Origin of the sequence: Desulfatitalea tepidiphila (assembly GCF_001293685.1) — a bacterium.
Lineage (GTDB): Bacteria > Desulfobacterota > Desulfobacteria > Desulfobacterales > Desulfosarcinaceae > Desulfatitalea > Desulfatitalea tepidiphila.
Genome location: NZ_BCAG01000001.1, coordinates 552,471 through 570,877, shown reverse-complemented (window position 1 = coordinate 570,877; position 18,407 = coordinate 552,471). Strand labels below are relative to the sequence as shown.

The following is an 18,407-nucleotide window of genomic DNA, read 5'->3' as shown; positions in this document are numbered from 1 at the left end:
TATCAAGCAACGCAGATATTGGGCTTCTGACGGCGCCGTCAATTCTTGATCAGCACCGCCAGGTGCATCATTGCCGTACATCCGCTCCCGGCCAGCAACCCGAGGGCGTAATCCCTGAAACGCGCATCCGGCTCCACCACCTTGGTCAACGCATACATCAGCCGGCGGACCATTTCCCCTTTCATCTCTCCGTGCGGCCGCGCCGCAAGACCGATCAAACAGGTCTTGAGCATGGCGAAGTGCAGGACCATCGTCACATAGTCGTCATACACGCGTCGCCCCCGGTGAAAACAGAAATCGTGATGCCACAGGTAGTGGACCAGAAAATTTTCCAGCATGAAGCCGTGATTCTCGAAAAAGGGGAGATAGCGGTCGCGATGGGCGGCATCGTAGCGGCGAGCGACATCCTGTGAAAAAATCCCCGCGCCGGAGGGGTCCAGTCCGCCCCAACACGCCTCGACACACGCATTGAAGGCCTTTACCCTCACGGTCGGCAACACTTCGTCATACAGCCGTCCGACAAGCTGCAACTGCAAGCCGGTGAGCACAGGCGCACTTTCCATCAGGCCCATCAGCTCGCCGGCGGCCATCCGGCGTGCAAAGCCATCCAGAAGCGATTCCATGGCCGCCCCGCTCAAGCCCGGCGGCTGGGAGCCGACGGTTTCCAAAAGGAAGCCGAGCAACAGAAGACGTTGCCATAAGGCATGGCGGCGATCTTTCAGGAGCGCCACGGCAAAACCCCTCAGCAGGAAGCCGCTGGCCTCGACTTCGCCCGGCAACGCCGATTCCACCCCGCGCGGCAAGCGGTATGCGGGATCGAGGCGCAGATCGATCGTCTCGACGGCCTGGGGATTTGCCAAAACGCGACGGGCGATCTCGGGACATGCCATGGAGGCGGAAACTTCGACCCACGATGCCCTGGCCCTCAAGTGCCGGGGGAAAAGAGCACAGGTGTCGGGCAGAAAATCTTCGCCCAGTTCGGCATGGATCCGGCAAAGCCGTTGAGGGGTCAGGAAGGGGCACGTTTCGGTCTTGCGCCGGAATTTCGCGTAGCAGGTCTCGGAAGGGTCCTTGGAATTGCGCTCGAGCGCCTTTTGAATTCGCGCGCCGAGCCCCGTTGAAGCCAGGCGGCGATACCGCTCGTAAGATTTTTGATCGACATTTACCTCCCAGCCATAACAGCAGTGGTCCTCGCATTGGGCGCCGAGGCACCTGAAGTCTTTGATACAGGCTGGCATTTTCAGCAAAAACGATGGGGCTGGCATCACAATTCCATTGTTTGAGGCGGGCCTTCCAACTCATGCAGCCGAGCCCTCTGTTCCACGAAATCGATGACCGGCACCTCCAGCCGGACCGAGTCGAGCGCGTTGATGCGGGGAATACCGCCCGGAGAAACGCAATTGACTTCGATCAGCTTGTCACCGATGACGTCGATCCCGACGAAATAGAGACCGTCCCGCACCAGCCTTGGCCGAATGGCTTCACAAATGGCCACCTCATGTCTGGAAATCTTATGGGGAACCACTCTGGCGCCGGCCTTCACATTGGAACGGAACTCGCCCGGTTTGGGGATGCGGCGCATCGCCCCCAGAATCTCGCCATTGAGCAGCAGGATGCGGACGTCTCCTTCTCTCCCGGCTTCCAGGTATTCCTGCACCATGATCGGTTCACGATCTTCATAGGGCCGATTGGAACGGGTATAGTAATGGAGCAATGAGTGCAGATTCTCCTGGTCGCGCGTGCTGACCTTGATGACGCCTTCTCCGCCGAAACGTCTCAGCGGCTTGATGATCATGGCCCCGCCGAAATCCTCGATGAGGCGCACCAGGCGCTTGGGGTCCCGGGATACGTGGGTTTCGGGAATGATCTCCGGAAAATTGAGGATGTACAATTTGGAGTTCCCCAGAATCTGCCCCACCGTCTGGTTGATCATGAACACCTTGCGGTTGACCGACTCCAAGAATTCCAGGGTCTGATAGTTCAGGGGCGGATCTTTGCGCAGAAACAGGGCATCCAGCTCGGTAATGGTTTCGAAGATGAGTTCATCTTTTTTCAGGCATTCGATCAAGGCCGCCCAGTACGTCTCCATGGGCAAATCCGGGGCCACGGTGATATTTCGCATCCGGGCCACCACTTCGTTGGCGCGAATATAGACGTCGTGGGGCTCTAAAAAAAAGACGGTGTGGCCCCGCTGATTGCATTCATACATCAAATGGCTGGTGGTTTCATATTTCGGGTCGATCGATTCGAGCTTGTCCATCAAAAAGGCGATCTTCATAAGGGTCTCCTTTCGGTTGGAAAATCCCTGACAGTATAACCCCCTCTGTCCAACTGCGATGGCTCGAAAATGGATTGACTACGAGAATACGGATATGGAAAGCTTGGCGATCGAAAATTTATATTTAAATATATCAGTGCCCAGGAAAGTTGGAAACAGAATCTTCTACCGGGCAGGGATTCTAAATGAACGCGATTCATTAAACCCGGCGTGGGTGGGACAGGTGGCCGATGCCACACGCCAAGAGGTCAAGATCCAGTAAAATGCACGGCGGGCGGCCCAGAAACTCGCTGCGCTCAACAGTCTGGGCCGCTTGTCCGCCGTTTGCATTCAACCGGCCCTAAGACCGCAGGCTCACGTGGCCCTGGCCACCTGCCCCACCCACGCCTGCCATCTCCATTGCCAAGCGATTTTTATCATACAACTTTTGGAAGGCGCGCCTTTCAAGGTGAATCTTATTCAGTTAGAATTGCTGTCCGCCGGGACCCGTATGTCGGGTCAGTGCCGCTTGAGAAACTCCCTGATTTCCAGGGCCGCGGTACCGCCTTCGCCGGCCGCACTGACCACCTGTTTGGTGCTCGCATCGCGTACATCACCGGCTGCAAAAACACCCGGAATACTCGTTTCCAACAGAAATGGATCGCGATCTTCGAATCCGGGCGGCCGCTTCCCGTCGGCGAGCAAAGAGGGGCCGGTCACGACAAACCCCCATGGGTCAAGCCGGATGCCGCTGTTTTTGAGATAGCCCGTATTTGGGGAGAGCCCGATAAAAATGAAAGCCCCGTCCGCCGCCAACTCCTCCTCGGCCTGGGTCTGGTTGTCGACGATCAGGAGACGGTTGAGTTTGCCCCGATCTCCCCTGAAGGCGCGGACCTCCGTATGCCAGCGCACCTGGATGCGGTCGTGGGCGAGCACCTTGTCCTGGATAAACCGCGTGGCCTTGAATTTCTCGCCGCGCACCAGAATGGTGACTTGCTCGGCGAACTTGGTCAACAGCAGACTCTCCTCGGCTGCGCTGTTGCCCCCGCCGACCACGACCACATGCCGCCCCTTGTAAAACGGACCATCGCAGGTGGCGCAAAAATGTACGCCGGCGCCGATGTATTGGGACTCTCCTTCCACATTCAAACGCTTGTAACGGCTTCCGGTGGCAATCAACACCGCCTCGGCGCAATAATCCTGCCCGCCGCCGGCGGCGACGAACAGAAGGTTGTTCTTCTTCGCCACGCCGTGGACCTCCTGGGCCTGCAGGAGTTCGACTCCGAAACGTTCGGCCTGTTTGCGCAACCGCTGGGCAAAATCGAATCCCTCCACCCCTTCTGGAAAACCGGGCATATTATCGAGTTTTTCCGTCCCCGCCGCCTGACCGCCGAAAGCGGCGCGCTCGATCACCAGTGTATCGATGGCTTCGCGGGCCGTATAGATGGCGGCCGTCAATCCTGCAGGGCCGCCGCCAATGATAATGAGGTCGTAGTAAGTTCGCTCGGCCTGCGTTTTCAATCCCAGCTTTTCCGCCAGGCGGGCGTTGCTGGGCTCGGCCAGAAAACTGCCGTCGCCGAAAACGATGGTCGGCACGATCCGCTTGCCATGGTTCAGCTCGATCACCAATTGCTGCGCGGCCGGATCTTCTTCGATATCCACCCAATCATAGGGTATCTGGTGTTCTCCCAGAAAGACTTTACTCCGACGGCAATCGGGGCACCAGTGCGCCCCATACACGGTAATCCCGCTCTTTGTCATACAAGGCCTCCATGAGTGACATCCGGCACGCCGTCAATATCCTAAAAACAGCAACAAAAATAGAAAAATTCCCAGTGCGATGCGGTACCAGCCGAACAGGTTGAAGGTGTGCGAACGAACATAGTACAGCAGCCATTTGACGACCAAGAACGACACCACTGCCGATACGACGAACCCCAGCGCCACCATGCCCCACTCTTCCGGAACGGTCCCGGGCGGGGGCTGATGCAAGGCGCGAAAGATCTTCAGGCCGCCGGCGGCCAGCATGGTGGGAATGCCCACCAGAAAGGAGAACTCGGTGGCGGCCGGCCGGCTCAACCCGCACAGCAGCATCAGCAGGATGGTGGAACCGGACCTGGAGGTGCCGGGGAATACGGCCGCGATCAATTGGCCCGCACCGACCAGCACGACAATTTTCCAGGTAATCGCATGAGAGAAGTCACGGTCGCGAAGCCACCCCTCGACCAGCAGAAACCCGATGCCGCCGACGACCAGCGCCCAGGCGATGGGACCGATCTCTTCCGGCAGCTCGAAGCCGTACTTGTCCAGAAGCAATCCGCCGGCACCGGTGATGGCGAAGGCCACGGCAATCTTCAATGCGTAGAGCTGAACCTCGCGCTCCCGCCACTCGAAGACGAACTGGCGCAGGCGGTGGGGAAAAAGCGGCAGCACGGCGATCACCGCACCGCTCTGGATGACGATATTGAACAGATCGCTCTGCCGCGGAAGCCATTTCTGGGCGATCAGCAGATGGGCCGTGGAAGAGATGGGCAGAAACTCCGTGATTCCTTCGATGATTCCAAAAATGACGACAGCAATCCAGATCGGCATTCAACCTCCGGTGCAATAGGGCAATTCAATAGTGCCGGGCTTCCGTTCGATCAAGCGCATCTCCTTCCAGCGCCCCAATAGAATTCAAAGAATACCTCAACTTTCATGCTTTCTCACTTTCATACTTTCCTACCCTTTTTACCATTCACCCGTCTTCACTTACGATCGTCTCTATTTATAGAATTGATCCTCCGACCTCAATTCCGATCGTATCTGCCGGTACCAGCGGTGGAACGCCTCGCCCTCCTTTCTGCGCGGACGAGGCAGCGAAACGCGCATCTCCCGGCATATTCGGCCCGGCCCCTTTTCCATCACCAGAATCCGATCGGCCAGAAAAACGGCCTCGTTGATGTCGTGGGTCACGAAGAGGATCGTATGACCCAGCTCCGCCCACAAGGAGAGCAGCAGCGTTTGCATCTCTTCGCGCGTCTGGGCGTCCAGGGCGCCGAACGGCTCGTCCATGAGGAGCAGCTGAGGCTTGAGAATCAGCACCCTGGCCATGGCGACGCGCTGCTTCATCCCGCCGGAGAGCTGCCGCGGCAAATAATCGCGAAAAGGGCTCAATCCCACCAACCCCAGGTAGCGCGTCACTTCGGCGGCCAGCGCCTTACCGGGCAGACGGCCTTTCAAGCCGAAGGCGATGTTTTCCGCCGCGGTGAGCCACGGGAAAAGCGCATCCTCCTGAAAGACCACACCCCGGTCGGCCCCCGGTTTGACCACCGCCCGGCCCTGGACCAGCACCCTGCCACTGCTGGGCGCCAGGAAGCCGGCGATGATCTTCAGCAGGGTGGACTTGCCACAGCCGCTGGGTCCCAGCAGGCAGACCAGTTCCCCCTCCTTGACCTCGAAATTCACGTTATGCAGCACCTCGACGGCGGTGCCGCCGGTTTTGAATACGCAATTCAAGTCAACGGCCTGCAAGGCAGCCCCGGCCGACGCTCCGGACGGTGTGACGACGAGTCTGAGTCCTCGGGTCACGGCAGCCTCCGCGCACTTTTGAAGCAGAGTTTCATGCCGGCCTTCAAGAGCACATCGCTCAGCCGCCCCATGGCCGCGATGATCACGATGCCCACGATGATCATGTCGATGCGCCCGAGCATGCGCGCATCCATGATGATGGCCCCCAGCCCGTCCGGCACGCCGGTCAACTCGCCCAATACCAGGTAGGCCCAGGCGATTCCCAGGCCGAGACGCAGTCCGGTGACGATGCTCGGCATGGCGGCCGGCAGCAGGATGGCGAAAACGCCCCGGAAACGGCCGACGCCCATCATGGCGCCGGACTGGTACAGGATGGGATCGATCTGGCGGGCGCCGCCGGCCGAATTCAAATAGATGGGGAAAAATGCGGCCAGACCGACCAGAAAAATCGTGGTGTGCAGGCCGATGCCGAACCACACCATGCCGAGCGGGAGCCAGCAGATCCCCGGCACCGCACGCACGGCATTGATGAGGCCGCTGGCCAGCTTCTGAAAGAGCGGGAGCCGACCGGTCATCAGCCCCATGGGCAGGCCGAGCAGCACGGCCAGACCGAATCCGCAGCCGACGCGCAACAGGCTGGCCTGCAGGTCGCTGCAGAAACGTCCCGCATAGGGCGCGCTGCCGGCCTTTCCAAACAGATAGTGACCGCCGGCCTCGAGCACCTTCGCCGGTCCGGGCAGCAGGTAGGCCGGCACCAGCTGCGCCGCGTCGGCCAGGACCCAGGCCAGCATCAGCATGAACGGCAGGACCCAGGGCAACAGGCGATCGAATCGCGGCATGTCCGATCTCACCTTTCGGCCTTGACGCGTTTGACGAACTGCAGATCGAAGAGGCGGTCGTAATCGGGCTGCCGCTCGATCATGCGCAGGGCCTGCATGCGGGCCCCCAAGGCTTTGGCCCTTTGGACAAAGGCCTCGTCCATCTCCCAGGCCAGCTCCATATTGGCAGCGGCCGCTTTCAGGACCGCCGGCTCGGTCCCGAAAGCGGCCGCCCGCGCCAGCCATTGGTCCGGATGCCGATTGAGAAACTCGGCGGCCCGGGCATGGGCATGTACCAGCTGCAGCACCCGTTCGGGGTGTGATTCCAGGATCTGGCGGGTGACGAGCATCCCGGCATTGATCGTACCGACCGTGTCGTCATAATAAGGATAATCGAGAATGCGCCCATACCCTTCGTGGACCGCCAGTGTGGGAAACGGTTCGCCGGATAGAAAAGCATCGATGCCCCCGCGTGCCAAAGCCAACCCCATGTCGAAAAAATCCACTCGGATCAGGCGAACGTCCTGTTCCGGGTTCAGACGGTGGCGGGTCAGGACTTCGCGCAGGAGGATTTCGTGCATGGTGCCCGGGACATAGCCGATTTTCCGGCCCTTCAGCTCGCCGGCGGTCGCGATGGCGCTCGCTTTGCGCACCACCAGGGCCGAGCATTTATGGCACAGGGCGGCCACGACCACCACCGGCTGTCCCTGGGCCGCCGAGTGAATGGCATGGGCAATCGTGGTGCCGCACATGTCCAGGCTGCCGGCCAGCAGGGCGGTCTTCTGGTCTGCCGGATTGGTAAAGGGAAACACCTGCACGGCGGCTTCACCGCTTAAAAACTGCTCGTAGAAGAAAGGCTGGATGGTCTGGGCCGTCTTCCAGGTGCCCACCTTCAGAGGCGGATCGGCCGCTGCGGGCCCTGCTCCCAGAAGCAGGGCCAGGAGGAATGCAAGCCAGGTCTTCATTTCACACCTGCCTGCCGGCCGGGCGCGAAACAGTTGGAAGGCAGATCGGGATTCCAGCCCATCTCGCGCTGCAAGGCGTGACAGCGCATGAAATCCTGGCCGCGCCCCTTGCCCGTATCGGGCTGGCCGTCCCTGGGGCTGGCCCCCACCTCGGGGAAAAACAGATTGGCGCCGGCGATCAGCGAGGCGCTGTGGGGTTCGTGGGTGCAGTGGGCCCGGGGCCCATCGCCCATCACCAGCCTGGACACGGCCACCATTCGGGCCATCTCGAGCTCGCTGATCATGCCGTGGGACGACATGGGTGATCCCGGGAAATTGATCCGACGCATGATGCCGCTGTAAGTGGCGCCATGAGTGCGGGCCAGCAGCATGAGATCCACGATCTCCTCGTGGCGGTGCTCCGGCCCCACCGGTTCGACGCAGTTCATCCACTGCAGCCCGACCTCTTTGAAAACCCGGATGGTCTGGATGCGGCGCTCGGGTTTGAACGGGGTGTCCCGCCCCTCCCCCAATCGCACCGCATGGTAGGCGCCCACAAAACCTGCCGCCAGGAGCGCTTCGCCCTCCTTATGGTCGATATCGCGGGTATTGGCCACCAACGGCGTTGCCACGCTGCGGCCCAGAAGCCGCCCGATCTCAAGAAGACGTTCGAACGGGAAATTGCCGGTGGTCATCAGATTGAGGGCGTCCGCGCCGCTCGCCCCGGCCTGCCTGGCCCATGAAAGCAACTGCTCTTCGCTGAATTCCATGGATTGGGTAAAGATGCCCGCCTTGACGGTCAGTGAACAGAAGCTGCAGTTCAACGGGCAGGGGGCTACGTTGACACCGATGTGAAAGTGGTTTTCGCCCTTGTTTGCGAACCGTTCGCGGGACATCTGGTCGGCCGTCTGCATCAGCGCATAGGTCTCTCTGCCGTGCAGGGGAAGCGCCAGCAGAGCCAGCGCCTCGTCGCGTCGGATGCCCTCGAAGGCCGCACCCTTTTTCAAAATATCGGCGATATGTGGTGACAGTTGCCAGCCCATGGGCCCCTTTGATTGTGACGGCGTGTACACCCGCCTTTACGGGTTTTGTTACGATCCAGTTCTATCTATCAAATACGCCTCGGATTGGAAACCACTCGATTTTTTTAACTTGGAGTGGGCAGTTACAACCGGGCATGTTTTGACGACACCTATAAAGCCCGATTGTCGGACCACGCCGTCATTTTTCAATTGCCTTGACGGCCAAAGCGATGAATATTGGTCCCAGCGCTGCGCGCCAATCATACCATCTTGACTCGGGAGGGAAGAGACATCATGAACCCAGCGTCCTTGATCATCGGCGCCGCCCAGGGGCGGCTCATCGAACTGCCCGGCCGCATGGGCAACCGCCACGGCCTGATTGCCGGCGCCACCGGCACCGGAAAGACGGTCACCCTCCAGGTGCTGGCCGAAGGCTTCTCCCGCATGGGTGTGCCCGTGTGGGCCGCCGATATCAAAGGCGACCTGTCGGGGCTGGCCGCTCCTGGCCGGCCCCATCCCAAAATCGACGAGAGGCTGGCCGCCATCCCCCTGCCCGACTACCGCCAACAACTGTCACCGGCTCTCTTCTGGGATATCGACGGCCGCAGCGGGCACCCGGTGCGGGCGACCCCATCGGAAATGGGCCCACTGCTGTTGAGCCACCTGCTCGAACTCAACGATACCCAGACCGGTGTCATCTATGCGGCCTTCGACATGGCCGACGACCAGGGGCTGCTCCTGCTGGACCTGAAGGACCTGCGGTCGCTGCTCACCTGGATGGCGGAAAACAGCGCCCAGTTGCGAACCGAATATGGAAATATCACCTCGGCCAGCGTAGGCGCCATCCAGCGGCGCCTGCTGGTGCTCGAGGAACAGGGGGGCGAGCATTTCTTCGGCGAACCCGCCCTGCAGCTGCCGGACCTGATGCATACCGATTTTTCGGGACGGGGGGTGATCAGCCTCTTCGATGCCGGACGCCTGGTTCACCAGGCCCCGCGCGTCTACAGCGCATTCCTGCTCTGGCTGCTGGCCGAGTTGTTCGAGCAGTTGCCCGAGGTGGGCGACCCGCCGGTCCCCAAACTGGTGCTTTTCTTCGATGAGGCCCATCTGCTGTTTGCCAACGCGCCCGCGCCCCTGCTGGAAAAAATCGAACAGGTGGTGCGGCTGATCCGCTCCAAGGGCATAGGCGTTTACTTCGTCACCCAGAATCCCACCGACCTGCCCGAGACGATCCTCGGGCAGCTGGGGCTCAAGATTCAGCACGCCCTGCGCGCTTTCACGCCCAAGGACCAGCGCACCATCAAGGCCGTGGCCGACGGCTTCCGCCCCAACCCGGCCTTCGACACGGCCCAGAGCCTGACGGAGCTGGGCATCGGCGAAGCCCTGGTGTCGGTCCTTGACAAGAACGGCCGCCCCACCCCGGTCGAACGCACCTTGATCTCGCCTCCCGAGGGGCACATCGGTCCCTTGCCCGCCGAATCGCGGAACGCCCTGTTCGGGCGCTCGCCGTTGAAAGGGAAATATGACCAGACGGTGGATCGTGAATCGGCCTACGAAATGCTGAAGGTGCGCACCGAAACCGCCCGAGCGGCCGCCGAAGAACAAGCCCAAGCGCGACGCCGGGAAAAAGAGATGGCGGTCCGCAAGACGCCGGGCCGGCCCCGCCAGTCCATCGGTGAAGCCATGGCCAAAAGCGCGGCGCGCACCATCGGCAGCCAGATCGGTCGCCAGATCATCCGCGGCGTGCTGGGTGCGATTTTCGGCGGCGCATCACGACGATAACCGGCTACGGGCAACGCATCATTTGGCTTTTTCAGCCATGTCGCGCAGCTTCAGCCAGTCGTGTATCTCCATGATGGCGCTGGAAAGCGGATAGCGCCCGTCGTCGAACACCCCGTAATCGCCGCCTCCGGCCATGGCCGAGTTGAAACGGATGGTATTGGCGTAAAAGAGCCAAGTGTCGCACCAGCGCCGCTCGATGGCCTCGTCGAACGGACTGCCGCCTTTAGCCGGACCTTGGGCATATCCCTTCTGCCAGATGGTCTCCAGCAGCTGGGTGGCGGTCCTCACCTGGCTGTTGGTGACGCCCAGGGTGTGGTCCAGGCGGGCGAAGTGGCCGTTGACCCAAGTGGTGCCGTGACAGGCCAGGCAAGTGCGCTGCATGGTCGCGCGGCGCGCCTCGACTTCGTCCGCGCCGATGAGGAATGTGTCGGCCGGCGTGCCGTCCAGGTCGGTGGGCAGCGGCAGCCCGGATTTGTTCCGAATCGGGGCGGTGTCCGCCGATTTGGGCTGATGGTGGGCATAAATCAAACCGAAGAGGCGCCATCCCAATCGATCGTTCATCGTGTGGGTGCGTTCGCTGACCACCTCCCCGTTTTCATCCACCACCAGGCTCACGTGGCACGCCGCGCAGGTCGGCGCACTGAAATCCTTGCCAACGGTCCAGGGCACCGGTTTAAAATCCCACCCGCTCGAATGGCTTGAATACAGGTTGCCGTGCTTGCTGACCTTGTACACTTTATAGGCCGGCACGTCCGGCCCTGCGTGGCACTCGCTGCAGGTGTCGGGTTTGCGGGCCGTCTCGATGGAGAATTGATGGCGGGTATGGCAACTGCTGCAGGCGCCCCGGCTGCCGTCCAGGTTGATGCGGCCCACGCCCTGGTTGGGCCAGCCCGTGATGATGGGGAAAGAGAGCTCGCCCACGTCGGTGTCGCGCACCTCGGTGCCGGCCAGGGTCAGCCGGGTGCCGTGGCAGTAGTAGCAGGCTTCGGCGCGGGTCGACGCATCGGCCGGTTCGATGGCCAGCCGTCCGGCCTTGACCGCCATTTTACCCAGGATCGTCCGCTCCAGGTCATTGTAAAGGGTGTTGTCCGCCAGGTTGGTGTGGGCCATGGCCATGATGTTGTCTTTATACTGCTTGCGCTCCTCGGCATGGCAGGTGGCGCAGTCGTCCGGGCTGACGACGACGTGGATGTCGTAGCCGTTGTGTTCGAAGGTGTCGGCGTGAGCATCGCCCCGCATGCCATGGCACTCGGCACACCCGACGCTCGTGGTGCGCAAGGCTTCAGGGACCTGGCCGCTGGACACCTTTTTGGCCAATCCCTGGACCGTGAGGGCCTCCTGCACCGTGGTGTTGGCGTGACGGCTGCGCTGCCAATCGGCGATGATACCGGGATGATAGACCAGGTGGCACTCGATGCACGCCTCGGTATCAGGGCTGATCGGCGGTTGCGCCCCCATGGCCGGGGCAATGGATATCAGCGATACCAAGACAACTGCCCAGAGGATTAGGATACGATGCATGCGGCCTCCTGAAACGCTGTGGGTGTGTGTCGGAAGGGTTTAGACCTGCATAGCCTGTAACCCGACACATTTCAAGCGTTACTGCGGAAAGGCAGGGATCCTAACTGAACTCGATTCAGTAAACCCGGGAAGTACAGGCATTATTTCGGAACGACGCCACAGGCCACCCTTTCACCGCCGCCCCCCATGGGTTGGGGGTGATCCGAGTAATTGTCGCCGCCGGCATGAATGACCAGGGCGCGCCCTCTCAGATCCGCCAGTTTGATCCGCGGAGCCAGCACCGGGTGCGTCGCCTTTCCGCTGTCGTCCACGTAGAGGGCCGGCAGATCGCCCAGGTGGCCGTCGCCATAAGGCCCTGCATGCTTGCCGGTGCCGTCGGGATCATAGTGGCCGCCGGCCGCCAGACCGGGCACCATCCGGCCGTCCTTTTCAGCGGGACCGCAGGTCCCCTCGCTGTGCAGGTGAAAGCCGTGCAGTCCCGGCGTCAATCCATTTAAATCCGGGGTAAACAATGTGCCGTAGGCGGTTTCAGAAACCTTGACGGTGCCGATGACCGCGCCGACACCCTCAGGCGTCAACGCATGGATGTCAATCATATTGGGGTCTCTGGCATTGGTGCAGCCCCAGAGGGCTGCCACGAGTATCGCGACCGCGATGATGGGTCTTTTCATGGGGCGAACCTCCTTGCTTCATGAGATGGTTGCCGTTTGGGTGTGGCAATGGCGATAGACTACGCACTGAAAGGCGTTTGTCCAGATGCGAGGGACAGTCAGCAGTTCTAACTGAATGTGATTCACTCCGAAGTGATATGCATTACAGAAGGCGTTTGATAAAAAAAATCGCATAGCGACGGGCATAGCAGGCATGGGTGGAGCAGATGGCCAGGGCCACGTGAGCCTGCGGTCCTAGTGCCGCTCGAATGCAAACGGCGGACAAGCGGCCCAGACTGTTTGAGCGCAGCGAGTTTCTGGGCCGCCCGCCGTGCATTCCTAGCGGCACCTGACCGCTTGGCGTGTGGCATCGGCCACCTGCTCCACCCATGCCGGGTCTAATGAATGACATTCAGTTAGAATAGCTGAGGCCAGGGTTCCCGCTTGTTTTCCACCGCCGACTCTGCTACCTCACGCCATTCTTTTTCGTGCTGCAATGGTGGCCCCGGAAATGGGGCAAGGAGGCCATGGGGTCATGGAAGCCATCCTGATTTTCACCCTCACCTACGTGGGCGTCGCCATCGGACACATTCCCGGCCTGCAGCTCGACCGTACCGGCATCGCCCTCCTGGGGGCCATCGCCATGGTGGTCAGCGGCGCCGTGCCCCTGGGCCAAGCCGTGGGCAGCATCGATATTCCCACCATGCTGCTCCTGTATGCCCTCATGATCATTTCCGCCCAGTTGAGACTGGGCGGTTTCTACACCCGCGTCGCCCTGCACATGGCCCGCTGGTGCAGCCACCCCCGCCTGTTCCTGCTGGCCGTCATGGGTGTCGGCGCCATTCTCTCCGCCCTGTTGGCCAACGACATCATCTGCCTGGCCTTTACCCCGGTCCTGGCCTATTCCCTGTTGGGCGCCGGCATGAATCCAATACCTTTCCTGATGGCGCTGGCCGTGGCGGCCAACATCGGATCGGCGGCCACCATCATCGGCAACCCCCAGAACATGCTCATCGGTCAGGTGGGCCAATTGCCTTTCGGCGGCTTTCTGCAGTGGTGCAGCCCGCCGGTAATCGTGGCCCTGCTCGGCAGCTATCTCATCATCGTCTGGCTCTACCGGGGGCGATGGGCCGAGCCGCCACGCGACGGGCACATCCTCGCGCGACAGCCGGCCTGGCAGCCGTTCAACGCCTGGCAGAGCGCCAAGGGGCTGGCGGCCGTCACCCTGCTGATCATCCTTTTCTTCACCGATTTTCACCGGGAGCTGGCCGCCCTGGGCATTGCCGGGGTGTTGATGTGCAGCCGCAAGATGAAGTCGCGCCAAATGATCGAACTGGTCGATTGGCACCTGCTGACCCTGTTCTGCGCCCTGTTCGTGGTCATCGAGGGCATCTCCGCAGCCCAACTGCCCCAACACGTGGTCGCCTCGCTGGCCGGTCATCAGATCGATATCCGGCACCCCCTGGTGCTCACCGGCGTATCCACACTCCTGAGCAACGTGGTCAGCAACGTGCCGGCCGTCATGCTGCTCGTCCAGTTTTTGCAAGGCGCCCCATCACAGCTGTGGTATATCCTGGCCTTGTCCAGCACCTTTGCCGGCAATCTGATCACCATCGGCAGCATCGCCAACCTGATCGTCATCGAACAGGCCGATGTCTTCGGCATCGCCATCGGATTCTGGACCCACGCCAAGGTCGGCCTGGCGGTCACGGCCTGGTCCCTGTTGGTATTGGCGGGCTGGATCTACTTGTAAAACGCTCGTCTCAAAGGGTCGTTCAGCGCCAGCACGCCTCGACATAGCCATCCAATGCCTGCCGCACACTCAACTTCACCATGCCCATGGGATCGCCGTGAAGCCCCTGGGCCTGGATCATGGGGAAAAGACCCGGCAGATGCGCTTTGAGCAACTCATCCGGAATCTGCCGCCGGAGATTGTCCAGCAACCGAACCACGGCTTCCTGGGCGTCGGGAAAAGACCAGTAGTAGCGAATGCGGTCCCGGAGGCTGTAGTGGCGAAGATCATACATGTCTTCACGACTGCCGCGCAGATGGGATTGCCAATGGGCCGGGTGATCGAGCATGACGCGCTCCATCACCTCGATCAGATGCGATGGTGCGTCCATATCCGGCAGCGCCGCTTCGATGGCGGCCAGGGCGTAAAGTGTGCAGCGCAGGGCAAAAGTCAGGCAGGGCCCCGCCTTCAATATCGTAAAATGCCCGTCGATCAGCCGCCGCAATGCCTCCGGTGTCTGGTAATCGGTGGCGTGCACCTCGTAGGTCATGATGCCGGGCAGGCGCGCATGAGCTGCGGATAACGCCGCGGCCGCCTCCGGTTGGAAAGCGGCCACCTGCCGGTCGCCGAACTCCACACCGGGTTGCACCACCACGGCCAGGACCCGCTGCCAGGCCTCCGCCAGCCCGAGGCGACCGAACGCCCGCTCAAAGGCATCCAGCGCCTGATCCAACTGGCCGGGATCGGTCACCGTCACGTCGTTATCCGCTTCCAGACCGCCACCGGGAGGCGGCGTTTCATTGCCGATCACATAGAACGGGGGTGCATGGGGGCGCAACGCACGGGCAACCTCTTCCGCAGTGGCGCACAATTCGGCTGCCCGCCGGGCGGCTGTTTCAAGGGGCAGCGGCGGCCCTGGATCCGAAGCACAGGGCGCGCCGGTGTCCAGGTGGATCTTGTCGAAACCGGCGGCGACACACTGCTGCAGCAAGTCTCGGGTCCTGGCCATTGCCTCGTCCATCGGCACCGCCCGCCACAGATGGGGCCCCAGATGGTCTGCGCCGATCAAGACCCGCTCGATTGGCAATCCGGTTTGCCGGGCCAGGTGGTGCAGACGGCCGACAAAGGCCTCGGGGGTCATCCCGCTGTAGCCCCCGAACTGGTTGACCTGATTGGCGGTGGCCTCGACCAGCAGGAATTGATCCGCAGCGCTGGCCGTCTCCATGGCCGTCTGCAATACCACGGGGTGAGCCGAGCAAACCGCGAACACCCCCGGCCGCTCTCCCTGCAGGTGCCTCTCCTTGAGATTGAAGAGCCATCGATTCGTCATGCCGCTCGTCATGCCGCCTTGGTGCCCCATGATGAGTTCATAAAGGGTGGTTGCCGGACGGTTTCTCTAAAATTAAACCATAGTGAGCGATTGGATGCGGCGCAACAGGAAATACGGCAACAGGACATACGATCGATCAAATGATGCACATATCCGCACTTCCGGAAGCAAAAATGGTCATCGTGTCTGTATGCAAAACCATTTGCATATTTTTAATTGTTTGATTATACGATAATTTTTTAAATGGTATGCCAATTGCTGTAAAACCCGACCGAGTGGATGGCGTACACTATCCCCAGAAACATACTTGAACCGGCGTTTCATCTGCAGGCAGCATGGAAGTCGTGCAGGATTCGCACAGATTGCTTATCGCGCCAGCCTGTTATACCCGACATGCAGCTCAACCCGATCCAAAAAGAGAACCAAAAATCAAAAATATGGAGGAAGGCAATGAAGAAATTAGTTCTATTCGCGGTGATGGTCTTCGTGATGGCAGCCGCACCGGTTGCCATGGCATCCGAGACGACCCAGGACCCGGCCCAGCTGCTGGTCAAGGGCCCGGAAAAGGCCGCCGCGCTGACCTACCAGACCATGGAAACGGGCAGACTGCTCGTTTCCGTGACCGACGCCGACGAAGAACCCCTCATGGGGTTGACGGCAGCCGATTTTTCCATACGCCAGGGCATCAAAACCGCCAAGATCCTATCCGTGGAACCCCTGGCCACCGACAAGGAGGTGCCCCTCAATATCGTCATGGTGGTCGACAATTCGCAATCCATGGCCCACCGCAAGGCCATCGGGCCGCTGAAAAGTGCTCTGGAGGCCTTTTACAAGACGCTGCGCCCTATAGACAACGTGTCGGCCGTGGTGTTTGACGACAAACACACCCAACCGATTGCCGGAAAAGCGTTGCATGTCCGATCGATCGAGGCCGGGCGGGTGGATCAACTGCGCAGCTTTCTCGAACACAACCTGGACCGCGGTCTGACCGAAGGCACCTATTTACACGACGCCATGTTGGCCGCCATGGACATGGCGCGCCGCATGCCGCAGCGGAGCAACAAGTTCCTGGTCGTCTTCTCCGATGGAGAGGACATCAATTCCAGCGTCGATGAAAATGATGTCCGCCGAGGGGCCGTGGGCATCCCCAACCTGGCGGTTTACGCAGTGGATTACATGCCCTCGGCTGCCATGGACCCCTTCCTGCAGGCCTTGCCCAAAGAGCATAACGGACGCACCTGGAAGGCTGCTTCGGCGGCCGACCTGCTGCCGGTCTTCGAAGCGTTTTCCTCCACCCTGCTGCACCGCTATATCGTGTCTTACCGCTTCCTCGAGGCGCCGACGGGCCATCTGGCCTTCGCCGCACCGGATCTGACCATCGAAGAGGTCACCACCATCGACAGTGCGCCGTTGCTCAACCACATCTATTTCGATATGGGCCGCAGCGAACTGTCCGACCGATACATGCTGTTCAAGAGCCAGGCTGAGACCGCCGGCTTCGACGAAAAGCAACTCAAAGGCGCCATGGAAAAATACCGTCATGTCCTCAATATCATCGGCAGCCGGCTCAAGGCCAACCCCGAGGCGAAGGTGCGCCTGGTGGGCTGCAACGCCAACATCGGCAAGGAAAAGGGCCGCATCGACCTGTCCCGCAGCCGGGCCGAAGCGGTGCGCGCCTATCTGCGCTATGTCTGGGGCATCGACCCGAAGCGCTTCGAGGTGAAGGCCCGCAACCTGCCCGAAGTCGCCAGCACCAACCGCATCCCCGACGGGCAGGCCGAAAATCAGCGCGTGGAGATCTATGCCGACAACGAAGCCATACTGGACACCGTGGACAGCGCCTATGTCCAGAAAGTGAGCAATCTGAACGAACTGCGTATACTGCCAAAAATCGAGGCCGAGGCCGGTCTCGAAGAGTGGCAGGTGGAGCTGTTCTGCGGCGGCCGGGAGATCAAAACGATCAAAGGCCAGGGCGGACTTCCCACCGATTGGAGTGTTCCGTTGGAGGCGGCCCTGCTCGAACAGATCTCCACCTGCGAATCGGTGCAGATGCAGGTGCGCGCCACGGACAAAGAGGCCAACGTACTTGAATCCAGGGAACCGGTCGCCTTGCCGGTCCACTTTGTGCAACGCAAAGAGCAGATGGCCCGAATCGAAGGCTACCGCGTCCTGGAACAGTACGCCCTGATCCTTTTCGACTATGACAGCGCCGATATCAAGGACCGAAACCAGGTGATCATGGAGCGCATCATCGCCCGCATGAACGAGGTACCCGAAGCCAGGGCGACCATCACCGGCCACACCGACACCATCGGACGCGAAGAATACAACCTGGCCCTGTCGGATCGCCGCGCCCGGGCCGTGCATCAGTCGATCCTGGCAGCCAGACCCGAGTTTGCCGAACGGCTCGAAGTCAAAGGCGTCGGTCCATTCGATCCGCTTTACGACAACGGGCTGCCCGAAGGCCGTTCGCTGAACCGCACGGTGACGGTCACACTGGAGTACATGCAACGGTAACGCCCCGACACGGATCCGCCCATACGACCACTCGGGGCCCCGCTCATATTGATGACATCATTCGCATGGCAACCGGGATGGCAGGCGTAGGTGGAGCAGGTGGCCAGGGCCACCTGTCCCACCTACGCCGGGTTTGATGAATAGGATTCAGCTATAATCGCTGATCCCGGCATGATCTATTTGACACCCTCCCCTCCTTGACCTAAACTCCGCCGAACGAGCATTCATTTGAATCATCGAAGTTGAAGTACAAACGCGATGCCGTTAACTTAAGCGGTCGTTGCGGGCGGGCATAAGGCCCGCCCCTACGAGATCTTATTTTAA

The 18,407-nt window shown here is 60.9% G+C and carries 14 protein-coding genes; 3 read left to right on the top strand and 11 right to left on the bottom strand.

Features of this window, described 5'->3' with window-relative positions; all coding sequences use genetic code 11:
• Positions 1 to 38: 38 nt before the first annotated feature.
• The 8 genes from fliB to DFT_RS02470 all read right to left on the bottom strand — a co-directional run bounded on the left by fliB (position 39) and on the right by DFT_RS02470 (position 8,572).
• Positions 39 to 1,265, bottom strand: coding sequence for a flagellin lysine-N-methylase (gene fliB, locus DFT_RS02505; protein ID WP_054029652.1), 1,227 nt, complete (start codon positions 1,263 to 1,265; stop codon positions 39 to 41).
• Entirely contained in the window at positions 1,265 to 2,278 is a 1,014-nt protein-coding gene (gshB, locus tag DFT_RS02500; RefSeq protein ID WP_054029651.1) for a glutathione synthase, read from the bottom strand. The genes fliB and gshB overlap by 1 nt, the downstream gene beginning before the upstream one ends.
• Positions 2,279 to 2,776: 498 nt before the next feature.
• Positions 2,777 to 4,018 carry an FAD-dependent oxidoreductase gene (locus DFT_RS02495; RefSeq protein WP_054029650.1) on the bottom strand — a complete coding sequence of 414 codons (1,242 nt, stop codon included), beginning with the start codon at positions 4,016 to 4,018 and terminating at the stop codon, positions 2,777 to 2,779.
• A 33-nt stretch (positions 4,019 to 4,051) separates the two neighbouring features.
• Entirely contained in the window at positions 4,052 to 4,849 is a 798-nt protein-coding gene (locus DFT_RS02490) for an undecaprenyl-diphosphate phosphatase (RefSeq protein WP_054029649.1), read from the bottom strand.
• A gap of 171 nt (positions 4,850 to 5,020) precedes the next feature.
• On the bottom strand, positions 5,021 to 5,827 hold the full coding sequence (locus tag DFT_RS02485; RefSeq protein ID WP_076750325.1) for an ABC transporter ATP-binding protein: 807 nt from the start codon (positions 5,825 to 5,827) through the stop codon (positions 5,021 to 5,023).
• Positions 5,824 to 6,606 carry an ABC transporter permease gene (locus DFT_RS02480; protein WP_054029647.1) on the bottom strand — a complete coding sequence of 261 codons (783 nt, stop codon included), beginning with the start codon at positions 6,604 to 6,606 and terminating at the stop codon, positions 5,824 to 5,826. Before DFT_RS02480 ends, DFT_RS02485 begins: the two co-directional genes overlap by 4 nt.
• 8 nt (positions 6,607 to 6,614) lie before the next feature.
• The gene (locus DFT_RS02475) at positions 6,615 to 7,550 is read right to left on the bottom strand and encodes an ABC transporter substrate-binding protein (RefSeq protein ID WP_054029646.1); all 936 of its coding nucleotides are present in this window, start codon (positions 7,548 to 7,550) and stop codon (positions 6,615 to 6,617) included.
• The gene (locus tag DFT_RS02470; protein WP_054029645.1) at positions 7,547 to 8,572 is read right to left on the bottom strand and encodes a biotin synthase BioB; all 1,026 of its coding nucleotides are present in this window, start codon (positions 8,570 to 8,572) and stop codon (positions 7,547 to 7,549) included. The genes DFT_RS02475 and DFT_RS02470 overlap by 4 nt, the downstream gene beginning before the upstream one ends.
• Positions 8,573 to 8,845: 273 nt before the next feature.
• Here DFT_RS02470 and DFT_RS02465 point away from each other — a divergent pair, with 273 nt between their 5' ends.
• Positions 8,846 to 10,333, top strand: coding sequence for a helicase HerA-like domain-containing protein (locus tag DFT_RS02465; RefSeq protein ID WP_200907003.1), 1,488 nt, complete (start codon positions 8,846 to 8,848; stop codon positions 10,331 to 10,333).
• A gap of 18 nt (positions 10,334 to 10,351) precedes the next feature.
• Here DFT_RS02465 and DFT_RS02460 read toward each other — a convergent pair whose 3' ends face one another.
• Complete coding sequence (locus tag DFT_RS02460; RefSeq protein WP_054029644.1) at positions 10,352 to 11,854, bottom strand: multiheme c-type cytochrome; 1,503 nt, start codon at positions 11,852 to 11,854, stop codon at positions 10,352 to 10,354.
• Positions 11,855 to 11,994: 140 nt separating this feature from the next.
• Positions 11,995 to 12,525, bottom strand: coding sequence for a superoxide dismutase family protein (sodC, locus tag DFT_RS02455; RefSeq protein ID WP_054029643.1), 531 nt, complete (start codon positions 12,523 to 12,525; stop codon positions 11,995 to 11,997).
• Between the two features lie 514 nt (positions 12,526 to 13,039).
• Here sodC and DFT_RS02450 point away from each other — a divergent pair.
• Positions 13,040 to 14,257, top strand: coding sequence for an anion transporter (locus DFT_RS02450; protein ID WP_054029642.1), 1,218 nt, complete (start codon positions 13,040 to 13,042; stop codon positions 14,255 to 14,257).
• Between the two features lie 22 nt (positions 14,258 to 14,279).
• On the opposite strand, the gene DFT_RS02445 is transcribed toward DFT_RS02450, so the two are convergent.
• A complete protein-coding gene (locus DFT_RS02445) occupies positions 14,280 to 15,596 on the bottom strand; it encodes a class II D-tagatose-bisphosphate aldolase non-catalytic subunit (protein WP_083453273.1) in 1,317 nt (438 codons plus the stop codon).
• 420 nt (positions 15,597 to 16,016) lie between these two features.
• On the opposite strand from DFT_RS02445, the gene DFT_RS02440 reads away from it, so the two are divergent.
• Entirely contained in the window at positions 16,017 to 18,083 is a 2,067-nt protein-coding gene (locus DFT_RS02440; RefSeq protein WP_054029640.1) for an OmpA family protein, read from the top strand.
• The last annotated feature ends 324 nt before the right edge of the window (positions 18,084 to 18,407 follow it).

Bases quoted from the DNA above. Each gene is read 5' to 3' on its own strand.
- fliB (WP_054029652.1), bottom strand. From the start codon at position 1,265: ATGCCAGCCCCATCGTTTTTGCTGAAAATGCCAGCCTGTATCAAAGAC.
- gshB (WP_054029651.1), bottom strand. From the start codon at position 2,278: ATGAAGATCGCCTTTTTGATGGACAAGCTCGAATCGATCGACCCGAAA.
- DFT_RS02495 (WP_054029650.1), bottom strand. From the start codon at position 4,018: ATGACAAAGAGCGGGATTACCGTGTATGGGGCGCACTGGTGCCCCGAT.
- DFT_RS02490 (WP_054029649.1), bottom strand. From the start codon at position 4,849: ATGCCGATCTGGATTGCTGTCGTCATTTTTGGAATCATCGAAGGAATC.
- DFT_RS02480 (WP_054029647.1), bottom strand. From the start codon at position 6,606: ATGCCGCGATTCGATCGCCTGTTGCCCTGGGTCCTGCCGTTCATGCTG.
- DFT_RS02475 (WP_054029646.1), bottom strand. From the start codon at position 7,550: ATGAAGACCTGGCTTGCATTCCTCCTGGCCCTGCTTCTGGGAGCAGGG.
- DFT_RS02470 (WP_054029645.1), bottom strand. From the start codon at position 8,572: ATGGGCTGGCAACTGTCACCACATATCGCCGATATTTTGAAAAAGGGT.
- DFT_RS02465 (WP_200907003.1), top strand. From the start codon at position 8,846: ATGAACCCAGCGTCCTTGATCATCGGCGCCGCCCAGGGGCGGCTCATC.
- DFT_RS02460 (WP_054029644.1), bottom strand. From the start codon at position 11,854: ATGCATCGTATCCTAATCCTCTGGGCAGTTGTCTTGGTATCGCTGATA.
- sodC (WP_054029643.1), bottom strand. From the start codon at position 12,525: ATGAAAAGACCCATCATCGCGGTCGCGATACTCGTGGCAGCCCTCTGG.
- DFT_RS02450 (WP_054029642.1), top strand. From the start codon at position 13,040: ATGGAAGCCATCCTGATTTTCACCCTCACCTACGTGGGCGTCGCCATC.
- DFT_RS02445 (WP_083453273.1), bottom strand. From the start codon at position 15,596: ATGGGGCACCAAGGCGGCATGACGAGCGGCATGACGAATCGATGGCTC.
- DFT_RS02440 (WP_054029640.1), top strand. From the start codon at position 16,017: ATGAAGAAATTAGTTCTATTCGCGGTGATGGTCTTCGTGATGGCAGCC.